A 24,277-nucleotide genomic window follows, 5' to 3' on the forward strand; every position below is an offset into this window, starting at 1 on the left:
AAATGAGTAAAAACATAAATGTTAAGGATTGATTAGTGAAATAAAAGGCGTTTTTCTTTTTAGTCTTCGCAGGTGTAATTCATGAAATTTGTAGTAGACATGATAGAAAAAAAACTAATACTGTTTTCATGAAAAAACACCCCCCAGAGACCTTAGTTACACTTTGTAACCATCAGGCAAAAATAAGAGGTAACGAAACAGCCTTTCTTTTTGAAGATAAAGAGATCACCTATCGCCAGTTTGATTGTTATACCAATCAGGTCGCTAATGGACTGATAAAAGAAGGGGTCAAAGAAGGAACAAGAGTAGGGTATTTAGCAAAAGATAGTATTTGTGGGTTTGAAATATTATTTGGAACAGCAAAAGCTGCAGCTGTACTAATTACGGTCAATTGGCGGCTGAGTGCTAAAGAAATTTTATATATCCTCAATAATGGAGCAGCAGAAGTTTTATTTGTTGGGGAAGAGTTCTTTGATGTTGTCGCCTCTATAGCGGAAGAACTAATCACAGTCAGAAAGATTATATGTTGTAAGGGAACACATGGAGAATACCAGGAATATGTGCAATGGAAAGAAGAACAATCTTCTTTAGAAACAAGAGTAACACATACGGCAGAGACTCCGGTGGTACAAATGTATACTTCGGGAACAACGGGAAGTCCCAAAGGAGTACAATTGGCACATTACAGCTTTTTTTCCTTATTGCAGGGAATGTATGCAAAAGGAGATGCCTGGATGAATCTCGAGAGTAGGGATACTTTATTGTTGTCGTTACCGATGTTTCATATTGGGGGACTATGGTGGGCTATACAAGGATTTATAGTAGGGGCAAAGGGCATTGTATTGGAAACATTCATCGCCTGGAAAGCATTGGAATATATAGAAAAATTAAAAGTCACCAAAGTTGCTATGGTACCGGCAATGGTACAATTTGTATTAGCAGAACCCGCATATAAAAATACTGATTTCTCTTCTGTTACTGGTTTTTTGTATGGGGGATCTCCGATTACTCCTGCGGTAATGCGAATAGCAATGAAAACTTTTGATTGTGACTTTTTTCAGGTGTATGGGATGACAGAAACGGGAAATATGGCAGTATGCCTTCGCCCGGAAGATCATACAATACCATGGAATGAGAAAATGAAATCTGCTGGTAAGCCCTTGCCAGGTGTAGAAGCCAAGGTAATAAACTTTAAGCATCAATCAGTTCCTCCGAATACCATAGGAGAGATTTGCCTGAAATCACCTTCCAATATGATTGGATATTGGAATAATACAAAAGCCACTCAGGAAACGATGATAGATGGATGGATACATACCGGAGATGCAGGTTACATAGATGAAGACGGCTATATTTTTATCTGTGATAGAATCAAAGATATGATCATTTGTTCTGGAGAAAATATATACCCGGCAGAGATAGAAGCAGTATTAAGTGAGCATCCGTCAGTAAAAGATGTTGCCGTAATAGGTATTCCGGATGATCAATGGGGAGAAGTGGTAAAAGCAATTATAGTAGTACAACCCGAACAAGAAATTAAAAAAAGAGCCCTCATTAATTTTTGTAGAGGGAAAATAGCAGATTATAAAATACCCAGCACTATTTCATTTGTACCATCGCTTCCCAGAAATCCAAGTGGAAAAATCCTGAAAAGAGAATTAAGAGCCCCTTTCTGGAAGGGATTAGAACGGCAAGTCAACTAAGTGTCGCAATAAAAATCATCAGTAATAAACTAATAATATATCGAATAAACCTAATCTAAATTATGGAAACAACACAAATCATTCAGATTGAAGATGCTAAACCCGGAGAAATAGGAGGGATAATATCAGGAATTGATGTCAAAGAATTAAAAAAAGGGGATCCTGAACTGGCAGAAATAAGAAATGCTATTTATAGAAATAAGCTAGTCGTAATTCGGAACCAATCTTTGGAGCCCGAGGAGTATGTGGCATTCACAAGAGTTTTAGGAAGACCACAAGTATATTTTCAGGAAAACTATCACCATCCCGATTATCCAGAAATTTTTGTTTCCTCCAATGTCAATAAAGAAGGAGAGAAAGTTGGAGTTGCAGGAACAGGACATTATTGGCATACAGACTGTCAGTTCGAAGCTAAGCCATTGTCTTTTACTTCGATAACGCCAATTGTGATTCCTCCGACAATTCGGGAGACCAGGTATATCGATATGCATGAGGTATACAATAAAATGCCAGAAGATCTTAAGAAAATAGTAGAAGGCGCCACCCTGATACATGGAGGAAATAACAGATATAAAGTTACTCCTGACGATATCGATAAATCCATCCAGCAGTTGATTGATAAAATGAATGAAATGGTACCGTTTGTAAAACATCCTGCCATTATAGAACATCCGGTAACTGGAGATAAAATTTTATACATGAGCAGCGGTTTTACGATGAAAATAGATGGTCTAAAACATGAGGAAAATGAAGAAGCAATGAAGAAATTGTTTGAATTCATCGAAAAAGAAGAACATATTCATGTACATACCTGGGAGAAAGGAGATTTAATTATTTGGGATAATAGATATTTGCTTCATATGTCTTCTGCTTTACCTCCCGGAGAAAAAAGTAAAAGCTATAGAATTGGGATTTATGATGATCTTCCTTTTTATGTTGGATTAGAAAAATAATGGTAATGGCTTCTATAGAAACAATATATCCGGAGGTAGAAAATCAAGTGGTTGTCGATCATGATTTTATGATGGAAGTGTTACAGCCATATCGTTCACATACTACCTATTTGAAAAAAGCAATTTTTCAAAAGAAAGAAGAAGAACAAGAAAAAGGGCTGATGATGAAAGGAGAGTTTGGGATAGCAGATTCTTGTTATATAGATGATACAGGACACTTTAATGCAGTAGAATTTAATATTTGTTTTAATCAATTAGCATACGTGTTTTATGGATATTGTATAAAAGAAGGATTAATCCCTGAATTAAAAGGATTTGAAAGCGAGCATGGAGAAGTGTTTTTAGAAAAACAATTATCGCATTTTTTGATAGCGAGTATTAGTTCTTCATATCGAAGTCAGATCAATGCAAAACACTTCTATGGAGAAGTTGGGATTGATACAATTTCCAAAAAATCGAACTGTACATTTATAAAGATGTACTGCAGTTTTCAGGATGAAACCAACGGAAAATCCAAAGGAGATATTACGTTAGCTATTCTACATCCATAATAACCTATACTGTTAGAATATAGCGAATATTCATACCTCTGGTCAATGGTAGTCTCACTAGTAATAGTTGAGTATTACCATTGATTTTTTAATATACATACTTATCTCAATTTAGACTTTATTTATGATGACACCTGCTACTATACTTAGTGTTTTAACCCAAAGTACTTCTTCAGATCGCCCTAAGCTATTAACAGATCATATCAGAAGATTATTAGTGGATTTTTTAGAATTGGATGCCATAGAAGAGGTATCAGAAAATCAGGTTTTTGTTGAGCTAGGAGTAACTTCTATGGAAGCATTGCAATTCAAAACCACTTTAGAAGATGATCTGCAATGTCAATTGAGAACGACCTTATTTTTTGATTATCCGGAAATGCAATTATTAGTATCGTATTTGTTAGAAGAAGTGTTAGAGATGGAAGGAGGGAGTATGGAAGGAGTAATCAATGAGCGACATGAAACAAAAAAAATAACAGAAGAAAAGCTGGTAGTAGTTGGTATGGCAGGGATTTTTCCTGATGAAGTGGATGTAGCAGCAATGTGGGAAAAGTCCATATCCGAAACTGTTCGACAAAAAGAAGCTACTTATAATAGTGGATTAGAGTATAGGAATATTACAAAAATCGATACACAACGAATCAGGGAAGTATTAGGGTTCGAAGAGGAAATTAAGGAGCTAAGCAGGCAACAAACTATCCTTTATTCAGTATTGGCAAAAGCAATGAAAACATATGGCTTTTCTCTACAAGATTGGACTTCGCAAAAAACCGGAGTGTTTATAGCAGCGGATACCAATGTAGCAGAAAAACAAAAAACCGCGTATCAGATTCCTTTGGCTAATGAGGTATCCTATCGGTTGAATATCGTCGGACCAAGCGAAACAATTAATACATTTTGTACCAGTGTGTATGTTGCGCTTCATAAAGCAGTACGCTGTATTCGCGAAGGAGAATGTGAACAAGCCATTGTAGGAGGAGTAAACTTAATAGAGAAAAAAACATTTGAAAAAGAATCATCTCAGGGGATGTATGAAGAATTATTAAGTGCTACGAATTGTACAAAGAGTTATAGCAATACCGCGAATGGATTTCTCAGAAGTGAAGGGGCAGGAGTTCTGATTGTTACCAAAGAGAGTATCGCTATTGCGAATGAGAGAAAGATATTGGCGAGTTTATGTGGGACAAGTGTTGTGCATGGAGGAAAAAACTTCTCTATTGAAGCCCCAAATGCTAAAGGGATTAAAGAAGCGATATGGCAAGGAGTAAAAAAGGCAGGAATTCCCGTTGATACGGTTGATTATATTGAAGCACATGGAATAGGAAACCGTCTGGCAGATGCGGTGGAATTAAGTGCAATTAGTGAAGCATATAAAAAATTGAGCACAACTGTAGATAAGAAGTGGTATGTAAGTTCAGTAAAGCCAATTATTGGACATCCGGAAATAGCAGCAGGAATGGCTTCCTTGCTAAAAGTGATAAAAGCTTTGGAGTTTAAAGTTATTCCTGGGATATCAAACTTAGAAGAAGTAAATACAGAAGTGCCATCCAATCATTCTTTGATCTTAGAAAGATTTCCTAAGAAATGGAAAAAAGGGAAAACGGCAAGAAGAGCGGCACTGAGTAGTTATGCTATAGGAGGAGTGAATGCACATTGTATTATAGAAGAGTATACAGGTAGTATAGAAACAGAAATGGTAGATACACCAGAAAAAGAAAGTGTCTTTCCACAAAAACAAGCATCGCAATTATTGCCGGATACTTCCACTAAATTTGATAAAGAAAAAGAAATACTGGTTTATGGAATAATTGAAGATGTTTTTGGAGTAGGAAAAGAGACCATAGTATTGTCAAAATCTCCTGTCGATTATGGGTTTGATTCTATAAAAATCACACAATTTATACGACGTGTAAACGAACAATTGCATCTAGACATTAAGATGGGGCAAATGTTGGGGATGGAAAATTTTCAAGCTTTTTTTGATTTGCTTTCCCAGACAGATTATAGCGAGTTAGCGGGGAGTAGGGAGGTGCCTAAAGTAGAATCGATAGATAGGTTGCAGAGAACATCAGAAGCCTCGGTATTTCAAAAAGGGATATTTCTTATTCATGAGTTAGATGCTATGAATACAGCATATAACTTACCCATTATTTTTTCAGTAAAACAGCGATTAAATCCATTGACTATAATCCAGACATTAGGATATATGTTAGAAGAGTATCCGGTACTCAGAATGTATTTCGATAAAGAAGAAACTACAGGAGAAATTATGTACAGATTACATGCTCTGGCATCGTGTTTACAGTTGGATATTGATGAAGAGGTACGGTTATCTAGAGATGATGAACGGCTAAAGGAATTAATACGCACTCCTTTTGTGCTTACTCAGGATTGTTTGCTGAGAACTTATATAAGAGGAAGTGTAGAAGAAGGAGCTTATTACCTTATTTTTATTGTACATCATACGATTTTAGATGGGATGTCTGGAGGGGTTTTCATGACATCTTTTTGGAATATATATAATAGATTAACCAATGAAGGGCATTACGAAGTACAACAGCCGGAATACACCTTCTTTGATTTTATAGAAAGCGAAAAGAATTATTTGCTTCAGCAAGGAAAAGCAGATGGAGATTGGTGGAAGGAAAAAATGGAAGGAGTCACGCCAATGACCTTGCCCTACGACAGATGGGAAAATAAAGAGAAAGAACAGAGGGCTGTTGGAGTAGAAAAGTGGATATTGGAGGATGCACTGTTCTCAAAACTACAAATGGTAGCAAAGGAGTTGCATGTAAACACCTCTGTCTTGTTATTAGGTGTTTTTAATTTGTTGGTATACCGTTTAACGAATCAGGAAGATATTGTAATGTCAATGCCTGTACAGGGGAGGACTAAAATGGTCTATGAAAAAGCCATGGGGTGTTTTATCAATGTAATTTTACTTAGAAATCAGGTCAGTTCCACTGACAGTTTTATCACCTTCGTTCAGAGAATAAAAAAGTCTTTTTATGAAGGGATGGATCGCGCACAATATCCTCTGGTAAGCCTGTTATCAGACTTAAGACCGGTTTTAGGGAGTGTAGGAGCGAATGAAACAGTCGTTCCGGTATCATATACATACCAGAATATTTTTGATGAAATACATCAGAACGAAGCATTTTCAGCATTCGTAACTCCGGTATTTGAGATGTATCAGGAAACGGAAGATGAATATGCATTAGAAGTTTACGATTTTAGAAAGTCATTGCAGGTACACCTAAAATATAAAGAAGGCCTGTTTGAAGCAACAACCATAAAAAGACACTTACGCTATTTTGAAGAACTGCTTAGGGCTGTTTTAGTATCTCCTGAAAAACAATGTCGTCAGTATACAATGCTTCCGGAAAAAGAGATACATCAACAACTATATACATATAATGATACAGCTGTTTTCTATGAAAAAGAATATGGGGTACCTCAGTTGTTTGAACGTATTGCAGCGAGGCATCCAGAAGCAATAGCACTGCTTCACGATCACGAAAAAATTACCTATAGATCCTTAGAAGAAAGAAGTAGAAAAGTAGCTCTTTTTTTACAAGAAAAAGGAGTTGTTGCAGAGACTCTGGTTGCGATTTGTATGAATAGATCCATAGATGCTATCGTTAGTGTGCTGGGAATTCTTAGAGCAGGAGGAGCATATCTGCCTATAGATATATCAATAAGCTCTAAAAGGAGAGATGCAATTTTAGAAAATAGTCATGCAAGAGGTATGATTGTACATAAAGAGAAGGAAAAAGAATATCATGCCCATAATACAAGTGTCTGGTCATTCGAAGATTGTGAGCAGTTTTCTGGTAAAGAGGTGTTGCAAAGAAGAAACACAACTCTTAGCGATCTAGCATATGTTATTTATACTTCAGGAAGCACAGGAACTCCAAAAGGAGTTATGATAGAACAGCAATCATTATTAAATCTTTGTGAAGTAATGAAGCAACGATACGCAATTAGTAAAGATGACAGAATACTTCAGTTTGCATCGTTGAGTTTTGATATGTCTGTAGAGGAACTATTTCCATTTTTATTGAGTGGTGCGACAGTGGTACTAAGAAATGAAGCAGACATTTTAGCGGAACGCTTCTATAACTTGGTAATGGATCAAGGAGTAACCATACTCAATCTTCCACCTTTATATTATAATGTGATTAAAGAGTTATCACAAAAACAGAGAAAAAAACTGTTTGATCAAGTGCGAATAATTGCCTTTGGAGGAGAAGAGTTGCCTGAACAGGTTTTATCAGGTGTACAACAGTACCCTGTAGCAGTTTTTAATGCATACGGTCCTACTGAATATACTGTTAATGCAGCAATTGCAGAGGTGACTTATAGGAATAAAGTAACCTTAGGGACACCGGTTAATAATACGCGGTTTTATGTTTTGGGAGAAACTATGGAACTATTGCCAGAAGGAGTTGTAGGAGAACTCCATATAGCAGGAGATGGAATAGCCAGAGGGTATCTGAATAATCCAGTATTGACAGCTGAAAAATTTGTCAAAAATCCATTCGGACCAAAATTGTTATACAAAACAGGAGATGCTGTGAAATGGCTTCCAGACGGTACCTTGGAATATCATGGGAGAATAGATCATCAGGTAAAAATAAGAGGTTATAGAGTCGAATTAGGAGAAATAGAAAGTGTATTAGAAAAATATCCAGGGATTGATAAAGCTTCTGTCGTGTTGAAAAAAACAGAAAAAAGGGAACAATTAATTGCTTTTTACAAAGCTGAGACCCCTTTAGATCATCAATTATTAAAGAAACATATGCAGGATCTATTACCAGAATATATGATTCCGGTAGCATATGAGCAATTAGAAAAAATTCCAGTAACACCGAATGGAAAGATTGATAGGAAAGCATTAGAAAATAAAGATATAACCTTCAAAGAGACTCCAAAATATACTCCTCCTCAGGGAGAGAAAGAAGAGAAGATAGTACATATATGGCAAGAGCTTTTAGAAGAGAAAAAAATAGGAGTTACGGATGATTTTTTTGAAATAGGAGGGCATTCGTTGTTGGCAATTAAGGCAGTTGCTCGAATAAACACCATTTTAGAAGAAAGGGAAAAAATAGAAGTAAAAACGATGTTTAATTATTCTACAATTAGAACATTGTGTAAGTATATAACCGCAGGAGAAAAGAAAGAAGTGCCTATTTCTTTGTCTAAGGAGATGGAACTACCTGTAATAGCACTGCCGGAAGATTTGAGTATAAAAGAGATTCCTGAAACAATTTTATTGACAGGAGGTACTGGTTTTGTCGGGGTATTTATACTAAAAGAGCTATTAGAAAGTCATCAGGCAAGAATACTTTGTTTGGTACGGGCTGAATCTTCAGAAAAAGGAAGGGAGAAGATTAAAGAAGGAATGCTTCGTTACGAAATATGGGAAGAGCACTACAGTTCCCGCATAGAAATTCTCTTAGGAGATATAGGGAGACCTTTATTGGGGCTGACGAACGACACTTTCGAATCATTAAGTAAGGAGGTTGATATTATTTATCACAACGCAGCCTATATGAATCATTTGGAGACATACGATGAGATGAAAGCAGCCAATGTAGGAGGGACTATAGAAGTGATAAAACTAGCTGCTAAAAATAGGATGAAACCAATTCACTATACTTCTACATTAGGTGTTTTTAATAATGAGATATATAACGAGATCAAAGTAGTCGATGAACATCAGTCTTCAGAAAAGGAAACTCATTATGCATCAGGAGGGTATGCGGCAAGTAAATGGGTGGCAGAGAATGTAATTGTCGCAGCAAGAAAACAGGGGATTCCTTGTAATATTTATAGATTAGGTTTAATAACAGGAGAATCAGAAAAGGGTATTTTAGATAAAAAACAATGGTTTTATGGATTTTTAGAGTCCTTGTTATTGATGAAAAAAATGTTTGCGAAGGAAGAACAATTAGAACTGATGATTTTACCAGTTGATAAAGCAGCAAAAGCGTTGGTTTATTTGTCGACCAGAAAAAGGAATCAGACATATCATATATCAGGAGACAGAATGCCTCTATATACATTTGCATCACTATATAATAAGTGGAATGCTCAGGAATTGGAAGAGGTTTCTCTGTTTCAATGGTTGCAATCAGCAAAAGCATTTATGAAAGAGAAAGAGGGACTTCAATTACCTCCTTTTATGTATGACTATTTACCGTTGGGAGAAGAAGTATTAAAAGAGCGAGTAAATAAAGAATTAAAGGCTAAACTCGTATATAAAACCTTGTATACACAAGAGGAATTAAGTAAGATCGCCCTTTCTTTTTCGGTAATAAATGAAGCAACCATCTTATCGTATTTTGAGTATGTGAAAAAACAATTAGAAAAAAAAGAAGCAATAGCAGTTTAGCAACTAAAATGATGATATGAGTTGTCTTATAAATCGACGAAACAATGTGAAAATTGTTAAAAAACTAGGAGGATCGATACGATATAAATTATTTTTGTTCAAAACAAGAATTGCTTGAGAATAGGGTATGTCATAATACTATTAATGATATTTGTTATTAGACCGGTTTCCCAGTTTAGCGGGATGGTGTATTATCAATTAAATATTGACGAAATTATTGAGAAATATTGCGTTAATAAAGAACGCCCTATGTTGAGGTGTAATGGAAAATGTCACCTCTCTAAACAAATGAATTTCTCTCTACAGAATAAGGGAAGAACAGGAGAAAAAATAGTTCGGATAGCAGAAAGCTTTATTCCCGTTTATTATGAAAATCTTCATGTAACCATAAAAGAATTACAAATACCTTTCTATTCTAAAACCAATTGGAGATGGGAAGAAATCCATTTCATGGAAGTGTACTATCCAATTGACCATCCTCCTCGTTTTGTGTAAGCCGAACAGAGGAAAAAATTTTACTTCATAACCAATTTTAGTTTTGTGCTATAGCATTTGATTTCTTAGAGTAGGTTCAACTACTTATGTGAAGATCCGAATGCCATGACCAGAGGTCTCTATGTAGAGTATTGTACTGGTATAGACTGCTATTGAATAGATTGTTCGATGTAATCTATTAGATCAAATCGTACAATGTATGGTGTTGAAAAAGATAAGACCCTCTGAGAGAAAACATCCGGTTTTTGGTTATACAGATAAGATAGTCTTATCACTGATAGCATAGTATCTAAACACTACCAGAGTGATCGGAGTATGCTATGACCAAAAGCGCAGCTCATCTAAACAAAATTAAATGATGCATCTATAGTAAAGAAAAATAGATGTGAGGTAGTGTATACTATTTCATATAATGTGTTGTTTTTAAATGAATTGTATACACATTACTAACAATAAACCAATGAAGTTAAAAAAAGCAGTCATAGGGATCTTTCTCTTAGTAACGATACCTATGTTTTCACAGTCAATTAATGGAGTTGTCACAGCAACTGACGGAACTCCAATCCCTAATGCACATATTGATATACTCAATAGTGATCAGGGAACCATTACCAATACGAAAGGCGTATTTGTATTACCCCTAAGAGAAAAGTTGTTTCGTATTGTCATTTCCAAATTAGGATACACAACAAGAACGATGACCATTATTCCCGATCAGATTTCTCAGGGAGTTGAGATTGTTTTAGAAAAAACAACTACTTCCTTAGAGGAAATTGTAATAACAGCTCAGAAAAGAGAGCAAACTATAATAGAAACCCCATTAGCAGTGTCCTCATTATCAGGGAAAAAAGTAAATGAGATGAGGGCATGGGATTTTACAACATTAAATGGAGTGGTCCCTAACTATACGTACCATGAATTGGGAGTAGGGTTTCAACAGGTGCAGGTAATTCGGGGGGTGCAGGTTTTTAGTGAAAACCCAGCAGTAGCAACCTATATCGATGGCGTGAATTCTATAGATATATTAGCTAATGGAGTTCAGCTTTCTGAGATTGAGCGAATAGAAGTATTAAGAGGACCACAAGGAACATTGTTTGGTCGAAATGCAATGGGAGGTGTCGTCAATGTTTTGACAAAAAAACCAACCAATAAAACCAGTGGATTTGCAGAAGTAAATCTGGGAAATAGGAACACGCAACGTTATGTAGTAGGCATAAAGACACCTATCATAAAGAATACACTTTTTTTAGGAGTGGATGGAATGTATACGTCTAAACATGGTTTTTTAAGAAATGATACTTCCCAGACCCTTCTTCAGAACACAGCCATTGATGGACACCGGGTTGGAGATGAAGAAAGTTTTTATACCAACCTGTTTTTAAAATGGTTGCCAGGAACTAAGTTTAGTGCCACGTTTAATATAAAACAACAAATGGATATTTCCGATGCTAGTGCATTTTTTACCACTGTAAGTGATGAAAAAATAGCTTTGGCAAATCCAGACAAAATATATCTGAACAGGATAGGAGAACACAAGCGAAATTTAGTTAATACCTCTCTGGCACTTAAGTTTTATGGCTCAGATTTCACCGTATCCTCGATTAGCGCATATCAACGGGTAGGTTTGGAATTTAAGGATATCGAATCAGGGGGATTCTATGCTTCCTTTGATGGGAAAAAAATAGGAGCGCCCCTCGATCCTCAGCAGGTTTTTAGCCAGGAAATACGAATTGATTCCAAAGAAAATGGCAGTCCGATACAATATACAATGGGAGTATATGGGTTCACACAACAAGCATTTTCTCCGGCAAGTAATTTTGCGACAGAAGACCCGGTGAATCTTCCAGGAGGATATATCATTATGAAAAATGAACAGGATAACTTTGGAATAGCTGCTTTTGGTCAGGCAAGTTATAGTATGACGGAAAAAATAAAAATGACAGGGGGAATTCGTTATGATTTTGAAAAAAGGAAGAGTGCCTATAATACATTGGGAGATTTACTTTTTGTGGGAGAAACGATCATAGAAAATAATCCACTAGTAAAAAAAGAGGGGGAGTTCTCTGCGATATCTCCCAAAGTCGCCCTGTCATACATTCCCGGAAAAGAAATGACACTATATGCTAGTTATACCAAAGGATTTAGAGCAGGAGGAATTAACGGACTTAATGTACCTGAAATAGATAAAGAAACTTATGACCCTGAATACTCTGATAATTATGAGGTAGGGTATAAGGCACGTTTTGTAAATAAAAAAATCTATGTATCAGCAACCTCTTTTTTGATTAATTGGAAAGATCTTCAGTTTTCTAATTTAGTAGCACCTCTGACATTTGCAATAGAGAATGTAGGGGATGCAAGATCAATGGGAATAGAATTAGAAGCCTCTGCAATTCCGGTAAAAGGATGGCAACTTGATGTCAGCCTAGGATATAATGATACTGAATATCAGGACTTTTTGCTGAGAAGAATTGACCCCGTTACATTTGTAGAAATAGAAGAGCAGTTGGAAGGGAATAGGTTATCCAACGCTCCAAAGACGACTCTTTTTATAGCTTCTCAATATACATTTCCTATTAATAGAAAGAACTTGACACTGAGAGGAGAGTTTAGAAATATAGGCACCTACTATACCGATATACAGAATACCCTGGAGCAAGAAAATTACAGTTTATTTAACGCTCGGCTAAGTTATGAAAGCAATGAATTAGATATTGCTGTTTGGGGGCAAAACCTGTTTGATAAACGGTATATAGCATATGGAACGCCTGATACTTCTTTTGGAAGATCGACAAACATGGCAGCTCCCAGAAGTATAGGAATCACATGTAGATATAAATTTTAAAAAAATGAAAAAGAAATATAAATACCTGTCATTACTATTGCTCTCATTAGTAGTGTTTTCCTGTGGAGAAAAAGATACGACAGGACACAATGATACGATGGTGGATAGTATTGTCGATGAAGCAGAAGCCTCCAGAGTAATTGATAGCTTACCGGAAATTACCGAAGAAAATCACGATTCGATGATGGACATGTTTTTTGGAAAACCAAAATACAGGGTTAGATCAATTGGGATTCTGGTATACAACGGATGTAATATTCTTGATGTGATGGGACCCAGATATATCTTAGGGCAGATTATGGGAGCAAAGACGAGGCTGGTCGCCTTGGAACCGGGAGTTGTTAAAACAACCTCGGGAATTCAAATTATCCCTGATACCGTAAAAGACTCAGTAGATAAGTTAGATATCTTAGTAATACCAGGAGGATTTAGAGGAACAATCAAGAATGTCTATGATGAGCAATTACATGAATGGATTCGAAAAATAGATAAAACAACTTTTTATACAGCAAGTGTTTGTACCGGCGGATGGGTGTTGGGAGCAACAGGACTATTAAAAGGAAGAAAAGCGACTACCAACTGGTATAATGCAGAGGAAATGATGGAGAAATACGGGGCTGAATTTGTGAAAAAAAGATATGTACAAGATGGTAAATATTGGACTGCAGCCGGTGTGACAGCAGGAATGGATATGTCATTAGCTATACTTAATGATATTTTGGGAAAAGATTATACTCAGGGGGTGATGTTGGACATGGAGTATGATCCTCACCCACCAATCAAAGGAGGAACTCCGGATAAAACAGGAATTGTGATGAGGTATATGATGAAATCGATGTATGATGCAGGTGTAGAACCGTTGATAGATAGCCTCGAAACAGCTAAAAAATTACGTATGGAGTTACCATAAACTTCATGTTTCAGGGGGAAGAAAAACAGCACTTTTTAGTGCTGTTTTTTATATATATACGATTGATAATCGTCGAAGTACTGCCCGAAAAAATAAAAAGTAACTAAAAATAGCAAGAAGTATAAGGGGAAAAGTTTTTTGGTGTAATGTGTTGTTTTTAAGGTGTTTGTTGCATGTGTTGATAAGATTGTGAAGAACTAAAACAAATCAATAGTTATTTAGATTAATTAAAAATTAATTTTGTGTTAATGATGTAAAGTCATAAAGAAGGAAAACAAAAAATCATATCAAGTAAAGACAAGAAAGTAGAAATGCTACCATTGATTGTGGTCATATAAAATTATTGACAACCCCGTCAGATCATTAAAAAATAACAATCAAAACGCAGCGGAAACTGTAAAAGGGTCTTAAACGTTAAAAAAAGAAATAGAATGAGCATTTTTGAAGAAAGAACCAGTTACAAACCATTTGAGTATCCCGAAGTTTTAGAATTTGTCAACGCTTTAAACCATACTTATTGGGTACATTCCGAAGTGGATTTTACCGGAGATATTCAGGACTTCAAAGTCGAGTTATCAGCCTCGGAGCAACATGCGATAAAAAATACATTGTTAGCAATTGCACAAATAGAAGTAACTGTCAAAGCATTTTGGGGAAAACTGTATACACAATTGCCTAAACCAGAGTTTAATGGGTTGGGGAGTACTTTTGCAGAGTGTGAATTTAGGCACTCAGAAGCCTACTCCCGATTATTAGAAGTATTGGATTTAAATGGAGACTTTGAAGCAGCACTAGCATCTCCTCCCTTACGATCGAGAGTCACGCTGCTTAAAAAATACCTGACGTTAGCTCCGGGGCATAGTAAGGAGGATTTTGCAAAATCCCTGGCGGTCTTTTCTTTATTTATAGAAAATGTTTCTTTGTTTAGTCAATTTGCAATTATTCTCTCTTTTACCAGATTCAAAGGATTGCTGAAAAATACAAGTAATATTATTGCATGGACCTCAAAAGATGAGCAAATTCACTCTCAGGCAGGGATTTACATATTCAATATTATCAGGCAAGAATATCCGGATTTTTTTAATGAAGAAACCATACGTGTCATTCAGGAAGCGGCCATAGATTCTATAGAGACAGAAGAAGGGATACTAGATTGGATATTCGAGCAGGGAGAACTAGCTCATTTGCCCAAAAACAGGTTGGTTGCTTTTATGAAGCATCGGGTGAATGAAAGTTTACAAGCTATCGATATTCCTGCCGTTTTTGAAGTAACTACTCAAGAAATCAATGCGATGCAGTGGTTTGAAGAAGAAGTGTTCGCAAATGCGAATGATGATTTTTTTGCCAAAAGACCTGTTGATTATACCAAACATAATCAATCTTTTACCGCCAATGACCTGTTTTAAGAGGGGATAAAAGCCGAAGTATTTCAAGCATCCGCTTGATATCATATGATTTTATCAAAAAGCAATTACGTGTTTACTATTGATACTAATGTATACATACAGTAATAGCTTCATGCGCTGGGAGTAGTTCTCAAAAGCGTTTACTAAAAACAACACATACATACTATATTAATACCACAACTATATGAAAGCATATCATTGGATATCTGAGGAATCTCAGACCATGTTAGAAAGAGGATATCTTCTAAAGGGAGAAACAGTACAAGATGCTGTAAAAAGAATAACGAACGCTACTGCAATACGATTAAAAAAACCAGCACTTCAATCAAAGTTCGAAGAGTTAATCTCTTATGGGTGGATGTCGCTGTCATCCCCGGTATGGGCAAATATGGGAACCGATAGGGGACTGCCAATTTCATGTTTTGGGTCCTATACAGAAGATACCATAGAGGGAATAACCCATAGCCTTAGTGAGTCTATTATGATGACTAAGATGGGAGGAGGGACCTCAGGTTATTTTGGAGCATTACGTCCCAGGGGAACCAAAATAAAGGATAATGGTGCCTCATCAGGTCCTATCTCATTTCTAAAAATGTTCGATGCTATGGTAGATACCATTTCTCAAGGAGCAGTTCGAAGAGGAGCCTATGCAGCCTATTTGGATATTGATCATCCCGACTGCGAAGAGTTGTTGAATATCAAGGATGTAGGGAATGCTATTCAGAATCTGTTCTTCGGGGTGTGTATTCCTGATTATTGGATGCAGGAAATGATAGATGGAGATACAGAAAAAAGAAGCTTATGGGCAAAAGTATTAAAGTCCAGGCAAGCAAAAGGACTGCCTTATATACAGTTCTCTGATACGGTAAACAAAAATGCAGCAGATGTATATCAGGACAAGGGAATGAGGATTTATAATTCGAATCTCTGTTCTGAAATTTCACTGCCTGCTAATAAAGAAGAATCTTTTGTATGTTGTTTAGCCTCTATGAATATGGAACTATATGACGAATGGAAAGATACAGATGCAGTGGAAACAGCTATATGGTTTTTAGATGGTATAATGGAAGAGTTTATTGCAAAAAGCAAAGGAATGCCCTATATGGAGCGCCCGTATAATTTTGCCAAAAGACATAGAGCTTTGGGGCTAGGTGTTATGGGGTACCATGCGTATTTGCAAAAAAACAGTATCCCTTTTGAGTCTTTTGAAGCAAAACAATTTACCGCCTCCTTTTTTAAGGAACTACAAGGAAAAACGCAGGAAGCTTCCAGGAAATTAGCAGAAGAATTCGGAGAGCCCGAAGTATTAAAGGGGTATGGCAGAAGAAATACAACCTTATTAGCCATTGCACCGACGACTTCATCTTCTTCTATTTTGGGGCAGACATCTCCCGGGATAGAGCCTTATAATAGTAATTATTACAAAGTAGGTTTGGCCAAAGGGAACTTTACCAGAAGAAATAAGTTTTTAAAATCCCTGTTGGCAGAAAAAGGGAAAGACCTGCCAGAAATATGGAGTTCGATTCTTATGAAACATGGTTCTGTTCAACATTTAGATTGTTTGACAGAACACGAAAAAGCCGTTTTTAAAACGTTTAAGGAAATTAATCCATACGAAATTATAACTCAGGCATCTATTCGTCAGAAATATATTGATCAAAGTCAATCACTCAATATTAATATTTCCCCGGATATTCCTATTAAAGAAGTAAATCAATTGATGATCGAGGCCTGGAAATTAGGAGTAAAATCATTGTATTATCAGCGTTCAGAATCCGTAGCTCATCGTTTAGTAAATTCTTTTAAGGATAGCTGTGAAGCCTGTGCATCATAATTTTTTACTTATGGAAACAAGAAATAAACTCATTGTTCTATGGATATTATTATTAATTGGAATGATGCTACATTTTAATTATCACATAAGTGGTGTATTTTATGGGATCGATATCAAGAGACCGGATGCCAATGGAGAAGAACCTGCCTCTATTCATATAATACGAGGGATATACTATCACCTCCCTTTTCTCTGGATTGTGATATTACTATACACTAAAAGAAGAATAACTCACTACATTCTTTTGGTAATAAGTGTATTGTATACGCTGTCGCATGGAATGCATTTATTTGAGGAAATATCCGGAACATCCCGTAATTTCTCCCAATTAACACTCTTAAGTATTGTATTGGTTGTATCCTTAATTTCAGCTGTAGAACACTATAGATTGACGAGGAATAACTAGTACTTAAAAGAAGGTATACGTGTAAATTTAACTACTTGATAGATACAACGTATACCTTTTTTTTGTTTCTTTGTTCTTAATTAGATTAATTCTAAATAATAAATATTGATCCGTCAATATGTTAATTACCACTATTAATTAAGTGTATGATGAAAAGAGCAATAGCAGTTTATACAGTCATTTTACTATGCATCGGCAGCTTGAAGATAACTGCTCAGGAAAGTAACCCGTTTCATGACCGCGCGTATTGGAAGACAAATCCGACCATATCCAGTGTAGAGGCTAAAATTAAAAAAGGAGCTTCTCCTACGGCTTCGAACTCTCATGGGTTTGATGCAGTATGTTATGCGATTCTGGAGAAGGCATCCAATGAAACAATTATTCATTTGATAAACAAAGGAAATGATGTGAACAAAAGAACGCATGATGCAAGAACATACATTTTTTGGGCAGCCTACAAAGGAAATTTAGAACTGATGAAATATCTGGTGGCTAATGGAGCCAAAACCGATATTGTTGATGGTACCGGATATTCTTTATTGTTATTTGCAGCAGTGACCGGACAGACAGATAAGAAAATATATGAGTACTGTATTGCTCAGGGAGCAGATGTTGTAAACGAAGTAAATAAAGATGGAGCAAATGCATTATTATTGATATTACCACATCTGAATGACTTTGATCTGGTAACCTATTTCACTAAAAAGGGACTAGATCTCTATGGTGAAGATACGTTAGGAAATAACGCCTTTAATTATGCGGCTAAGAAAGCTAATATTCCAATACTGGAGCAGCTTAAGAAAAAAGGAATTTCTCATAATGGGAAGAACGAAGAAGGAGGAAATGCCATGATAATGGCTAGTAGAACCCGAAGAAAAGCCAATCCACTTTCTTTTTTTAAGTATTTAGAGAATTTAGGAGTTGCCTCTAATGTGACAACCAATAAAGGAATTACTCCCCTTCATGGATTAGCCTATAATGCAAAAGATACCGCTGTTTTTGAATATTTTGTATCAAAAGGAGTGGATGTTAATCAAAAAGATGTGAATGGAAATACCGCTCTTATCAATGCTGCTTATAGAAACACCTTACCGGTAGTAACGCTATTAGCAAATAAAGGAAAAGATGTTACAATCACAAATAATGAAGGAGTTTCTGCATTGGCAAGAGCAGTCCAGAGAAATACCCCAGAAATAGTTGAGTTTTTACTAACAGCAGGAGCCAATGTAAATGCAGTGGATAAAAAAGGAAATACGATCGGATATTACTTAATTAAATCATTCAGCTCAAAGAAGGAAAATGACTTTGATAAAAAAGTAGCGCTGTTAAAAAAACATGGGTGGAATAGTCAAATCTCCGAAGGAAATGGAAGTACCTTATTTCATATTGCTATGGAGAAACACAGTATTCCTCTGTTAAAGAAAATACATGCTATGGGGATTAATATAAACACAAAGGATAAAAACGGTAATACCGCGTTGCACCTTGCTGCAATGAAATCCAAAAATCCAAAAATCCTAAAGTATTTAATGACCATAGGAGCAGATAAAAAGATTGTAACAGAATTCAATGAGAGCGTATATGATCTGGCCACTGAAAATGAACTTTTAAAAGAAAATAATTCTAGTTTAAACTTTTTGAAATGATACGAAATGCAATGCTAAAAAAGACAGGCTGGTTCTTTAATGGCCTGTTAATAGTGCTCTTTTTGACCAGTAGTGCCGTTAGAGAAGATATGACCCGGTATAAGTGCATGCTCCAGATGAAGAATTATACTGGAGAAAAAGCCTATGTAATTATTTCTTTAATGAGCCCGGAAGGAACCTATGAGAAAACACTCTATGTGAATGGAGATGATACAGAATGGTATAGTGATATTCCAGCATGGTGGGATTTCCAGGGAAAAAAAAGAGCTGATTTAGATGCGATAACAGGAGCGACCATCGGTAATGGCGAACGGAAAATACAGCTGATAGAAATACCTAGTGATAAAATAGATGCAGGGTATAAAATTAGATTTGAAACAGCAGTAGAAGATCAGGAATACTACGAAAAAGATATCGAAGTAGCATTGACATCTGCTATTACAAAAGAAAAGCATACAGGAAAAGGATATATACGATATGTGCGATTGTTAACAGAATAAAATATATACAAAATGATTCTACTTTTATTGTAATATACCTCTTACGTATTTACAAGCATCCTAACTCACTTTAAAAAAGTAGAAGAAAGAAGGAGAGACGATACTAAACTGGCATTGTGTTTTTACGTTGTTCTCTCCTTTCTTATATCCTATATATTCGTTAAAAAAAAGATAAGATTTAATTGATTGTATTACTTTTATACCTAAGAGTAAACCCGCATAATGATAGCAGTGTAGACTCAAATTTCCCCGTAAGAAAATGATACCTCGCTTTTAGAATAAAAAAAGAGGTATAGTATAAAAGGAAGCCTTATGAAGTTTTTAAACATATCTGATGTGCGAAGTGCAAGAGAACGAATAGCTCCTCATGTAACCCGAACACCCATAGTACAATCATCATTGCTAAACCAATGGATGGGGCATGATATTTATTTTAAAGCAGAATGTCTTCAGAGCGTTGGAGCTTTTAAAGCTCGGGGAGCCTGTAATACTATTTCATGGTTAGCAGAAAATAATCGTATTCCTAAACATATTGTAGCAAATAGCTCGGGCAATCATGCACAGGCAGTAGCATGGGCTGCTAGTAGGTTAGGGGTATCTGCAACTATTTTTATGCCATCGTATTCTTCTCAGGTAAAAATTCAGGCAACAGCCTCTTATGGGGCATCAGTCGTATTGTGTGATACCCGCGATATTGCAGATCAGAAAGTAAGAGAGGCATCTGAAAAAGAAGGAACCGTATGGATTCCTCCATTTAATCACGAACAGGTAATTTCAGGGCAAGGAACCGCTGTATTAGAAGCGATAGAAGAAACAGGAGAGGTCGATGCTATTTTTGCTCCCTGTGGAGGTGGAGGATTGCTATCAGGAAGTCTTATTGCCTCAAGGGGGATATCTGCAAAAACAAAAGTAATCGGAGCAGAACCACTGGCAGGAAATGATGCTGCTCAATCATTGCGAGCTAATAAAATTCATCGTTTGTCAGAAGCACCCAATACATTGGCAGACGGAGCCATGACACTAGCCGTAGGAGAAATTACTTTTGAATACCTCAAACAATTGGATGCTTTTTATGAAATAGGAGAAGACAAAATGATCTATTGGACACAGTGGTTAACACATTTGCTTAAGCTACATATAGAACCTACCAGTGCCTTAGCTATGGCAGGAGCAGCAAAATGGTTATCAGAACAATCATCGAGAAAAAAAATACTCATTATACTATCAGGGGGTAATATTGATCATAATACAAATCGTACAATTTGGAAAGAAGACCAATTGTCGAATCCTCCCTCTTTATCTATGAAAAACCATTTTTGAAATAAAATTTACTAGTATCTTGCCTTCCAAAAGTGTTATTATGCCATATCATATTGTTCTTGTAGAACCAGAAATACCAACAAATACGGGAAATATAGGAAGATTGAGCCTGGCTTCAGGGTCTCATCTTCATCTGATTAAACCTTTTGGTTTTGAGATTGATGACTCCAGGTTAAAACGAGCTGGTCTCGACTACTGGAAACACATTTCATTGACGGTTTATGATAGTGTAGAAGCATTTTTTGAAAAAAATAAAGATAAAAAGATGGCTTTTTTTTCCAGTCATGGAGAAAAATCTCATTGGGATATCCCTTTTGAAGATGACATGTTTTTGATTTTTGGAAAAGAATCTGTAGGACTTTCAGAAGAAATTGTTCAGAAACATCAGGATCAAGTATACAAAATACCAATGTATAGCGAGCATATTCGCAGTCTTAATTTAGCAAATGCAGTAAGCATTGTAGTATACGAAGGACTTCGGCAATTACAGTAACATATCGTACTAAAATGAAAACAGAAATTGATCCGAACCTGGCAGAATATATCAAGCGATATATCTCAATTTCTGATGAAGAGCTAACACTTGTAGCTTCCTTTTTGACATCTAAAAAATTGAAGAAAAAAGAATATCTTCTTCAGGAAGGAAGAATATGTCATTCCAGGTATTTTGTAACAAAAGGATGTTTTCGCGTATACTATTTAGATCCTAAAGGGGTTGAGCAGATTGTGCATTTTGGTCTAGAGTATTGGTGGATTACGGATTACAATAGTCTGATAGCACAATGCCCTTCTGTAATGAATATTCAGGCAATCGAAGATGCAGAGGTTTTAGTTCTGAATGAAGAAAAACTAGAAGAATTATGTGCTAAATTGCCTAAAATAGAACGTTTTTTTAGGAAAATAATGGAAAAAACCTATATGGCAATTCAGAAAAGAATGGAATATATGTTTAGTATGTCCGGAGAAGAAATGTACGATGTGTTTGTTACGGCAAATCCTGAATTTGCCCGAAGAGTCCCCCAGTATATGTTAGCTTCTTATCTCGGTTTTACACCTGAATTTTTAAGTAAAATGAAAGCAAAAAAATATAAGTAGTTTCTTAATCTTGATTAATTTTTTTGAGCTTTTTCTCCAGTAGTTTTGAGATATCAAAAAACAGTTTTATGAGAAGAACAATCTTATTTTTCTTGATGATCAGTCTAATAGGCTGCTCTCCGAAAAAAGAAAAAGATACACAATCGATTAATCAAACAAGAAACATGAAAACAAAACAACTGATCCAGGGTATGCCCACTATTGGTGTCCTTATTTTTGACGGATTCCTAACGAATGAAGTGATAGCGCCTATTGATGTATTCGCGAAACCGGATAAAGAAGGAACCCCGCTGTTTAATGTTGTAACACTGGCCAAGGAGCAAAGAGCATACAAAAGTGAAGAAGGTCTGGTCGTTTTTCCCGATTTTAAGCTGGAAGAAACCCCGAATCTCAATGTCTTGGTTATCCCGAGCTCTTATCATCCTGATGTGCAGGAAAAAGACACCACATTAATAACATTCATACAAGAACAAAACCAAACGACAGAGTACATAGCTAGTCATTGTGCAGGAGCATTCTTAGTAGGTGCCTCAGGGATTGCAGATCAAAAAGAAATCGTTACATATGTGACCGGAGGCGAAATGTTGCAAAAAGCATATCCTCAGCTGCAGGTTTTGGATGATCGTACCATTTCGGTAGCAAGAGATGGAAAATTTTTCTCGTCTAATGGAGGATTGGTAAGTTATACATCTTCGTTGGATTTATTAGAGAAAATGACTTCGGTAGTACACAGAAAATACGTAGAAGAAGTACTATTATTAGACAGGCTATAAAAATAACCTGTCAAAGACGAGTATGTATCAACAAAGCATGAAGGGGTTTCTTCATGTTTTGTTGTTTTAACTGAAGAAAAGGAGGTCGTAAAGTGTCTGGTAACAAGATAAAAACGTATTTTTGAGGAAGCAGTTTGTAACTTGTGTAATTATGTTTGGGATAGAGAATTTTGGCGCTTTTGTAGCAACAGGCATTTTATTAAATATGACTCCGGGAGCCGGAACTATGTATATTCTGGGAAAAAGCCTCTCTGGAGGAACTAAAAGCGGTGTCATTTCCGTCATGGGAATCTGTACCGGGTCAGCCATGCATACTTTGTTAACTGCTTTTGGACTCTCTGCCTTATTAGCAGAATCTCAACTGGCTTTTGATATTGTAAAATATCTCGGAGCTATATATCTGATAGGACTAGGTTGTAAGCTGATTTTTAGTAACAAAAAAATGGAAGGAGTTCACGTTTCTAAAAAAGAGAGCTATAAAAAAATATACCTGTCAGGAGCATTGACGAACCTGCTAAACCCTAAAGTAGCGTTGTTTTATATTGCTTTTTTACCTCAGTTTGTCAATCCGGAATTCGAAATGCCTTTACTTTCCTTTTTGATACTGGGCTTTACCTATGTCTTTACCGGAGTTTTGTGGTGTACATTATTGGCGATTTTCTCCGCTAGGTTCTCAGAAAAAATTCAACAAAATCAGAAAATAAAAAAATGGCTGGATAAAATCTCTGGAGTTGTTTTTGTTTCTTTTGGAATCAAACTGGCGATAAGTAAATAAAAATAACAGTCAAAACTGTAACTTTATTTCCTGTTTAAGGTCTTATATCAAAATATCTTAACAAAAAAATAAGAAGTGAGTTTTATACATTTCTTTAGAAAAATCATTTAATTTGTTAAGCTCTTATTAAATTAGCTAGACCAACTCAAAGATGATATATCGAAACAAGGAAAAAGAGTTTTCGGACTTATTTGACCAGCACTATACACCTTTATACAATTACGCATTTAAGCGATTGGGAGAAAAAGATATGTCAGAAGAAATTGTGCAGGAAACTTTTATCAAGTTATGGCAGAATTTTGAAAGTGTACAAAAAGAAAAACGATCCGTTCAATCCTACCTGATAATCGTACTGAAAAATAAAATAATCGACTTTTATAGGAAATCAAAAGCCAGAGAAAAAAACACCAATCTTTACTTCATTAATAAAGAGTTATCAGAAGAATTGGATAATGAGTGGGAAATTAACAGTCGAATTCACGAGATTTATAATTCACTTCAGGCAAAAACCGCCGAAATATTTCAGCTTTCCAGAGAAAAAGGACTTACTTATAAAGAAATTGCAGAAAAAAAAGAGATCTCTGTAAAGTCCGTAGAACAGCATGTTTCCAAGGCTTTGACTACTTTTAGAAAGGGACTTAAAGAATTTTTGTAAAAAAAATATAGGG

Annotated in this window: 18 protein-coding genes; all 18 read left to right on the forward strand. The window is 35.9% G+C overall.

Annotation, left to right across the window (positions count from 1 at the left end):
- Positions 1-128 precede the first annotated feature (128 nt).
- The 18 genes from ACFSTE_RS08990 (at position 129) to ACFSTE_RS09075 (ending at position 24,264) form a co-directional block, all read left to right on the forward strand.
- On the forward strand, positions 129-1,703 hold the full coding sequence (locus ACFSTE_RS08990) for a fatty acid--CoA ligase (RefSeq protein WP_176027372.1): 1,575 nt from the start codon (positions 129-131) through the stop codon (positions 1,701-1,703).
- 62 nt (positions 1,704-1,765) lie between these two features.
- On the forward strand, positions 1,766-2,656 hold the full coding sequence (locus ACFSTE_RS08995; RefSeq protein WP_378258818.1) for a TauD/TfdA dioxygenase family protein: 891 nt from the start codon (positions 1,766-1,768) through the stop codon (positions 2,654-2,656).
- 5 nt (positions 2,657-2,661) lie between these two features.
- Entirely contained in the window at positions 2,662-3,207 is a 546-nt protein-coding gene (locus ACFSTE_RS09000) for an FcoT family thioesterase (RefSeq protein ID WP_217704362.1), read from the forward strand.
- Positions 3,208-3,331: 124 nt separating this feature from the next.
- A complete protein-coding gene (locus tag ACFSTE_RS09005) occupies positions 3,332-9,604 on the forward strand; it encodes an amino acid adenylation domain-containing protein (protein WP_378258820.1) in 6,273 nt (2,090 codons plus the stop codon).
- Between the two features lie 144 nt (positions 9,605-9,748).
- Positions 9,749-10,099 (forward strand): hypothetical protein, encoded by a 351-nt coding sequence (locus tag ACFSTE_RS09010; RefSeq protein WP_176027369.1) that lies wholly within the window; start codon positions 9,749-9,751, stop codon positions 10,097-10,099.
- 460 nt (positions 10,100-10,559) lie between these two features.
- The gene (locus tag ACFSTE_RS09015; RefSeq protein WP_378258822.1) at positions 10,560-12,944 is read left to right on the forward strand and encodes a TonB-dependent receptor; all 2,385 of its coding nucleotides are present in this window, start codon (positions 10,560-10,562) and stop codon (positions 12,942-12,944) included.
- A gap of 4 nt (positions 12,945-12,948) precedes the next feature.
- Positions 12,949-13,854 (forward strand): DJ-1/PfpI family protein, encoded by a 906-nt coding sequence (locus tag ACFSTE_RS09020; RefSeq protein WP_378258824.1) that lies wholly within the window; start codon positions 12,949-12,951, stop codon positions 13,852-13,854.
- 431 nt (positions 13,855-14,285) lie between these two features.
- Positions 14,286-15,260 (forward strand): ribonucleotide-diphosphate reductase subunit beta, encoded by a 975-nt coding sequence (locus ACFSTE_RS09025; RefSeq protein ID WP_378258826.1) that lies wholly within the window; start codon positions 14,286-14,288, stop codon positions 15,258-15,260.
- 184 nt (positions 15,261-15,444) lie between these two features.
- Positions 15,445-17,094, forward strand: a complete 1,650-nt coding sequence (locus ACFSTE_RS09030) for a ribonucleoside-diphosphate reductase subunit alpha (protein ID WP_176027365.1) — start codon at positions 15,445-15,447, stop codon at positions 17,092-17,094.
- A gap of 10 nt (positions 17,095-17,104) precedes the next feature.
- On the forward strand, positions 17,105-17,500 hold the full coding sequence (locus tag ACFSTE_RS09035; protein WP_176027364.1) for a hypothetical protein: 396 nt from the start codon (positions 17,105-17,107) through the stop codon (positions 17,498-17,500).
- Between the two features lie 146 nt (positions 17,501-17,646).
- Positions 17,647-19,146 (forward strand): ankyrin repeat domain-containing protein, encoded by a 1,500-nt coding sequence (locus ACFSTE_RS09040; protein ID WP_378258829.1) that lies wholly within the window; start codon positions 17,647-17,649, stop codon positions 19,144-19,146.
- Positions 19,143-19,646, forward strand: a complete 504-nt coding sequence (locus ACFSTE_RS09045) for a DUF2271 domain-containing protein (protein ID WP_254884078.1) — start codon at positions 19,143-19,145, stop codon at positions 19,644-19,646. The genes ACFSTE_RS09040 and ACFSTE_RS09045 overlap by 4 nt, the downstream gene beginning before the upstream one ends.
- A 312-nt stretch (positions 19,647-19,958) precedes the next feature.
- Complete coding sequence (locus ACFSTE_RS09050) at positions 19,959-20,966, forward strand: serine/threonine dehydratase (RefSeq protein ID WP_176027363.1); 1,008 nt, start codon at positions 19,959-19,961, stop codon at positions 20,964-20,966.
- Positions 20,967-21,006: 40 nt separating this feature from the next.
- On the forward strand, positions 21,007-21,459 hold the full coding sequence (locus tag ACFSTE_RS09055; RefSeq protein WP_378258974.1) for a tRNA (cytidine(34)-2'-O)-methyltransferase: 453 nt from the start codon (positions 21,007-21,009) through the stop codon (positions 21,457-21,459).
- 14 nt (positions 21,460-21,473) lie between these two features.
- The gene (locus ACFSTE_RS09060; RefSeq protein ID WP_176027361.1) at positions 21,474-22,061 is read left to right on the forward strand and encodes a Crp/Fnr family transcriptional regulator; all 588 of its coding nucleotides are present in this window, start codon (positions 21,474-21,476) and stop codon (positions 22,059-22,061) included.
- A gap of 68 nt (positions 22,062-22,129) precedes the next feature.
- Entirely contained in the window at positions 22,130-22,834 is a 705-nt protein-coding gene (locus ACFSTE_RS09065; RefSeq protein WP_378258832.1) for a DJ-1/PfpI family protein, read from the forward strand.
- A gap of 121 nt (positions 22,835-22,955) precedes the next feature.
- On the forward strand, positions 22,956-23,609 hold the full coding sequence (locus ACFSTE_RS09070; protein ID WP_217704361.1) for a LysE family translocator: 654 nt from the start codon (positions 22,956-22,958) through the stop codon (positions 23,607-23,609).
- Between the two features lie 151 nt (positions 23,610-23,760).
- Entirely contained in the window at positions 23,761-24,264 is a 504-nt protein-coding gene (locus ACFSTE_RS09075) for a sigma-70 family RNA polymerase sigma factor (RefSeq protein WP_176027359.1), read from the forward strand.
- Positions 24,265-24,277 lie beyond the last annotated feature (13 nt).

Origin of the sequence: Aquimarina hainanensis, assembly GCF_042684685.1 — a bacterium.
In the GTDB taxonomy this organism is placed as follows: Bacteria; Bacteroidota; Bacteroidia; order Flavobacteriales; family Flavobacteriaceae; genus Aquimarina; species Aquimarina hainanensis.

Coding starts and splice junctions, on each gene's coding strand:
- ACFSTE_RS08990 (WP_176027372.1), top strand. CDS start 129: ATGAAAAAACACCCCCCAGAGACCTTAGTTACACTTTGTAACCATCAG.
- ACFSTE_RS08995 (WP_378258818.1), top strand. CDS start 1,766: ATGGAAACAACACAAATCATTCAGATTGAAGATGCTAAACCCGGAGAA.
- ACFSTE_RS09000 (WP_217704362.1), top strand. CDS start 2,662: ATGGCTTCTATAGAAACAATATATCCGGAGGTAGAAAATCAAGTGGTT.
- ACFSTE_RS09005 (WP_378258820.1), top strand. CDS start 3,332: ATGATGACACCTGCTACTATACTTAGTGTTTTAACCCAAAGTACTTCT.
- ACFSTE_RS09010 (WP_176027369.1), top strand. CDS start 9,749: ATGATATTTGTTATTAGACCGGTTTCCCAGTTTAGCGGGATGGTGTAT.
- ACFSTE_RS09015 (WP_378258822.1), top strand. CDS start 10,560: ATGAAGTTAAAAAAAGCAGTCATAGGGATCTTTCTCTTAGTAACGATA.
- ACFSTE_RS09020 (WP_378258824.1), top strand. CDS start 12,949: ATGAAAAAGAAATATAAATACCTGTCATTACTATTGCTCTCATTAGTA.
- ACFSTE_RS09025 (WP_378258826.1), top strand. CDS start 14,286: ATGAGCATTTTTGAAGAAAGAACCAGTTACAAACCATTTGAGTATCCC.
- ACFSTE_RS09030 (WP_176027365.1), top strand. CDS start 15,445: ATGAAAGCATATCATTGGATATCTGAGGAATCTCAGACCATGTTAGAA.
- ACFSTE_RS09035 (WP_176027364.1), top strand. CDS start 17,105: ATGGAAACAAGAAATAAACTCATTGTTCTATGGATATTATTATTAATT.
- ACFSTE_RS09040 (WP_378258829.1), top strand. CDS start 17,647: ATGATGAAAAGAGCAATAGCAGTTTATACAGTCATTTTACTATGCATC.
- ACFSTE_RS09045 (WP_254884078.1), top strand. CDS start 19,143: ATGATACGAAATGCAATGCTAAAAAAGACAGGCTGGTTCTTTAATGGC.
- ACFSTE_RS09050 (WP_176027363.1), top strand. CDS start 19,959: ATGAAGTTTTTAAACATATCTGATGTGCGAAGTGCAAGAGAACGAATA.
- ACFSTE_RS09055 (WP_378258974.1), top strand. CDS start 21,007: ATGCCATATCATATTGTTCTTGTAGAACCAGAAATACCAACAAATACG.
- ACFSTE_RS09060 (WP_176027361.1), top strand. CDS start 21,474: ATGAAAACAGAAATTGATCCGAACCTGGCAGAATATATCAAGCGATAT.
- ACFSTE_RS09065 (WP_378258832.1), top strand. CDS start 22,130: ATGAGAAGAACAATCTTATTTTTCTTGATGATCAGTCTAATAGGCTGC.
- ACFSTE_RS09075 (WP_176027359.1), top strand. CDS start 23,761: ATGATATATCGAAACAAGGAAAAAGAGTTTTCGGACTTATTTGACCAG.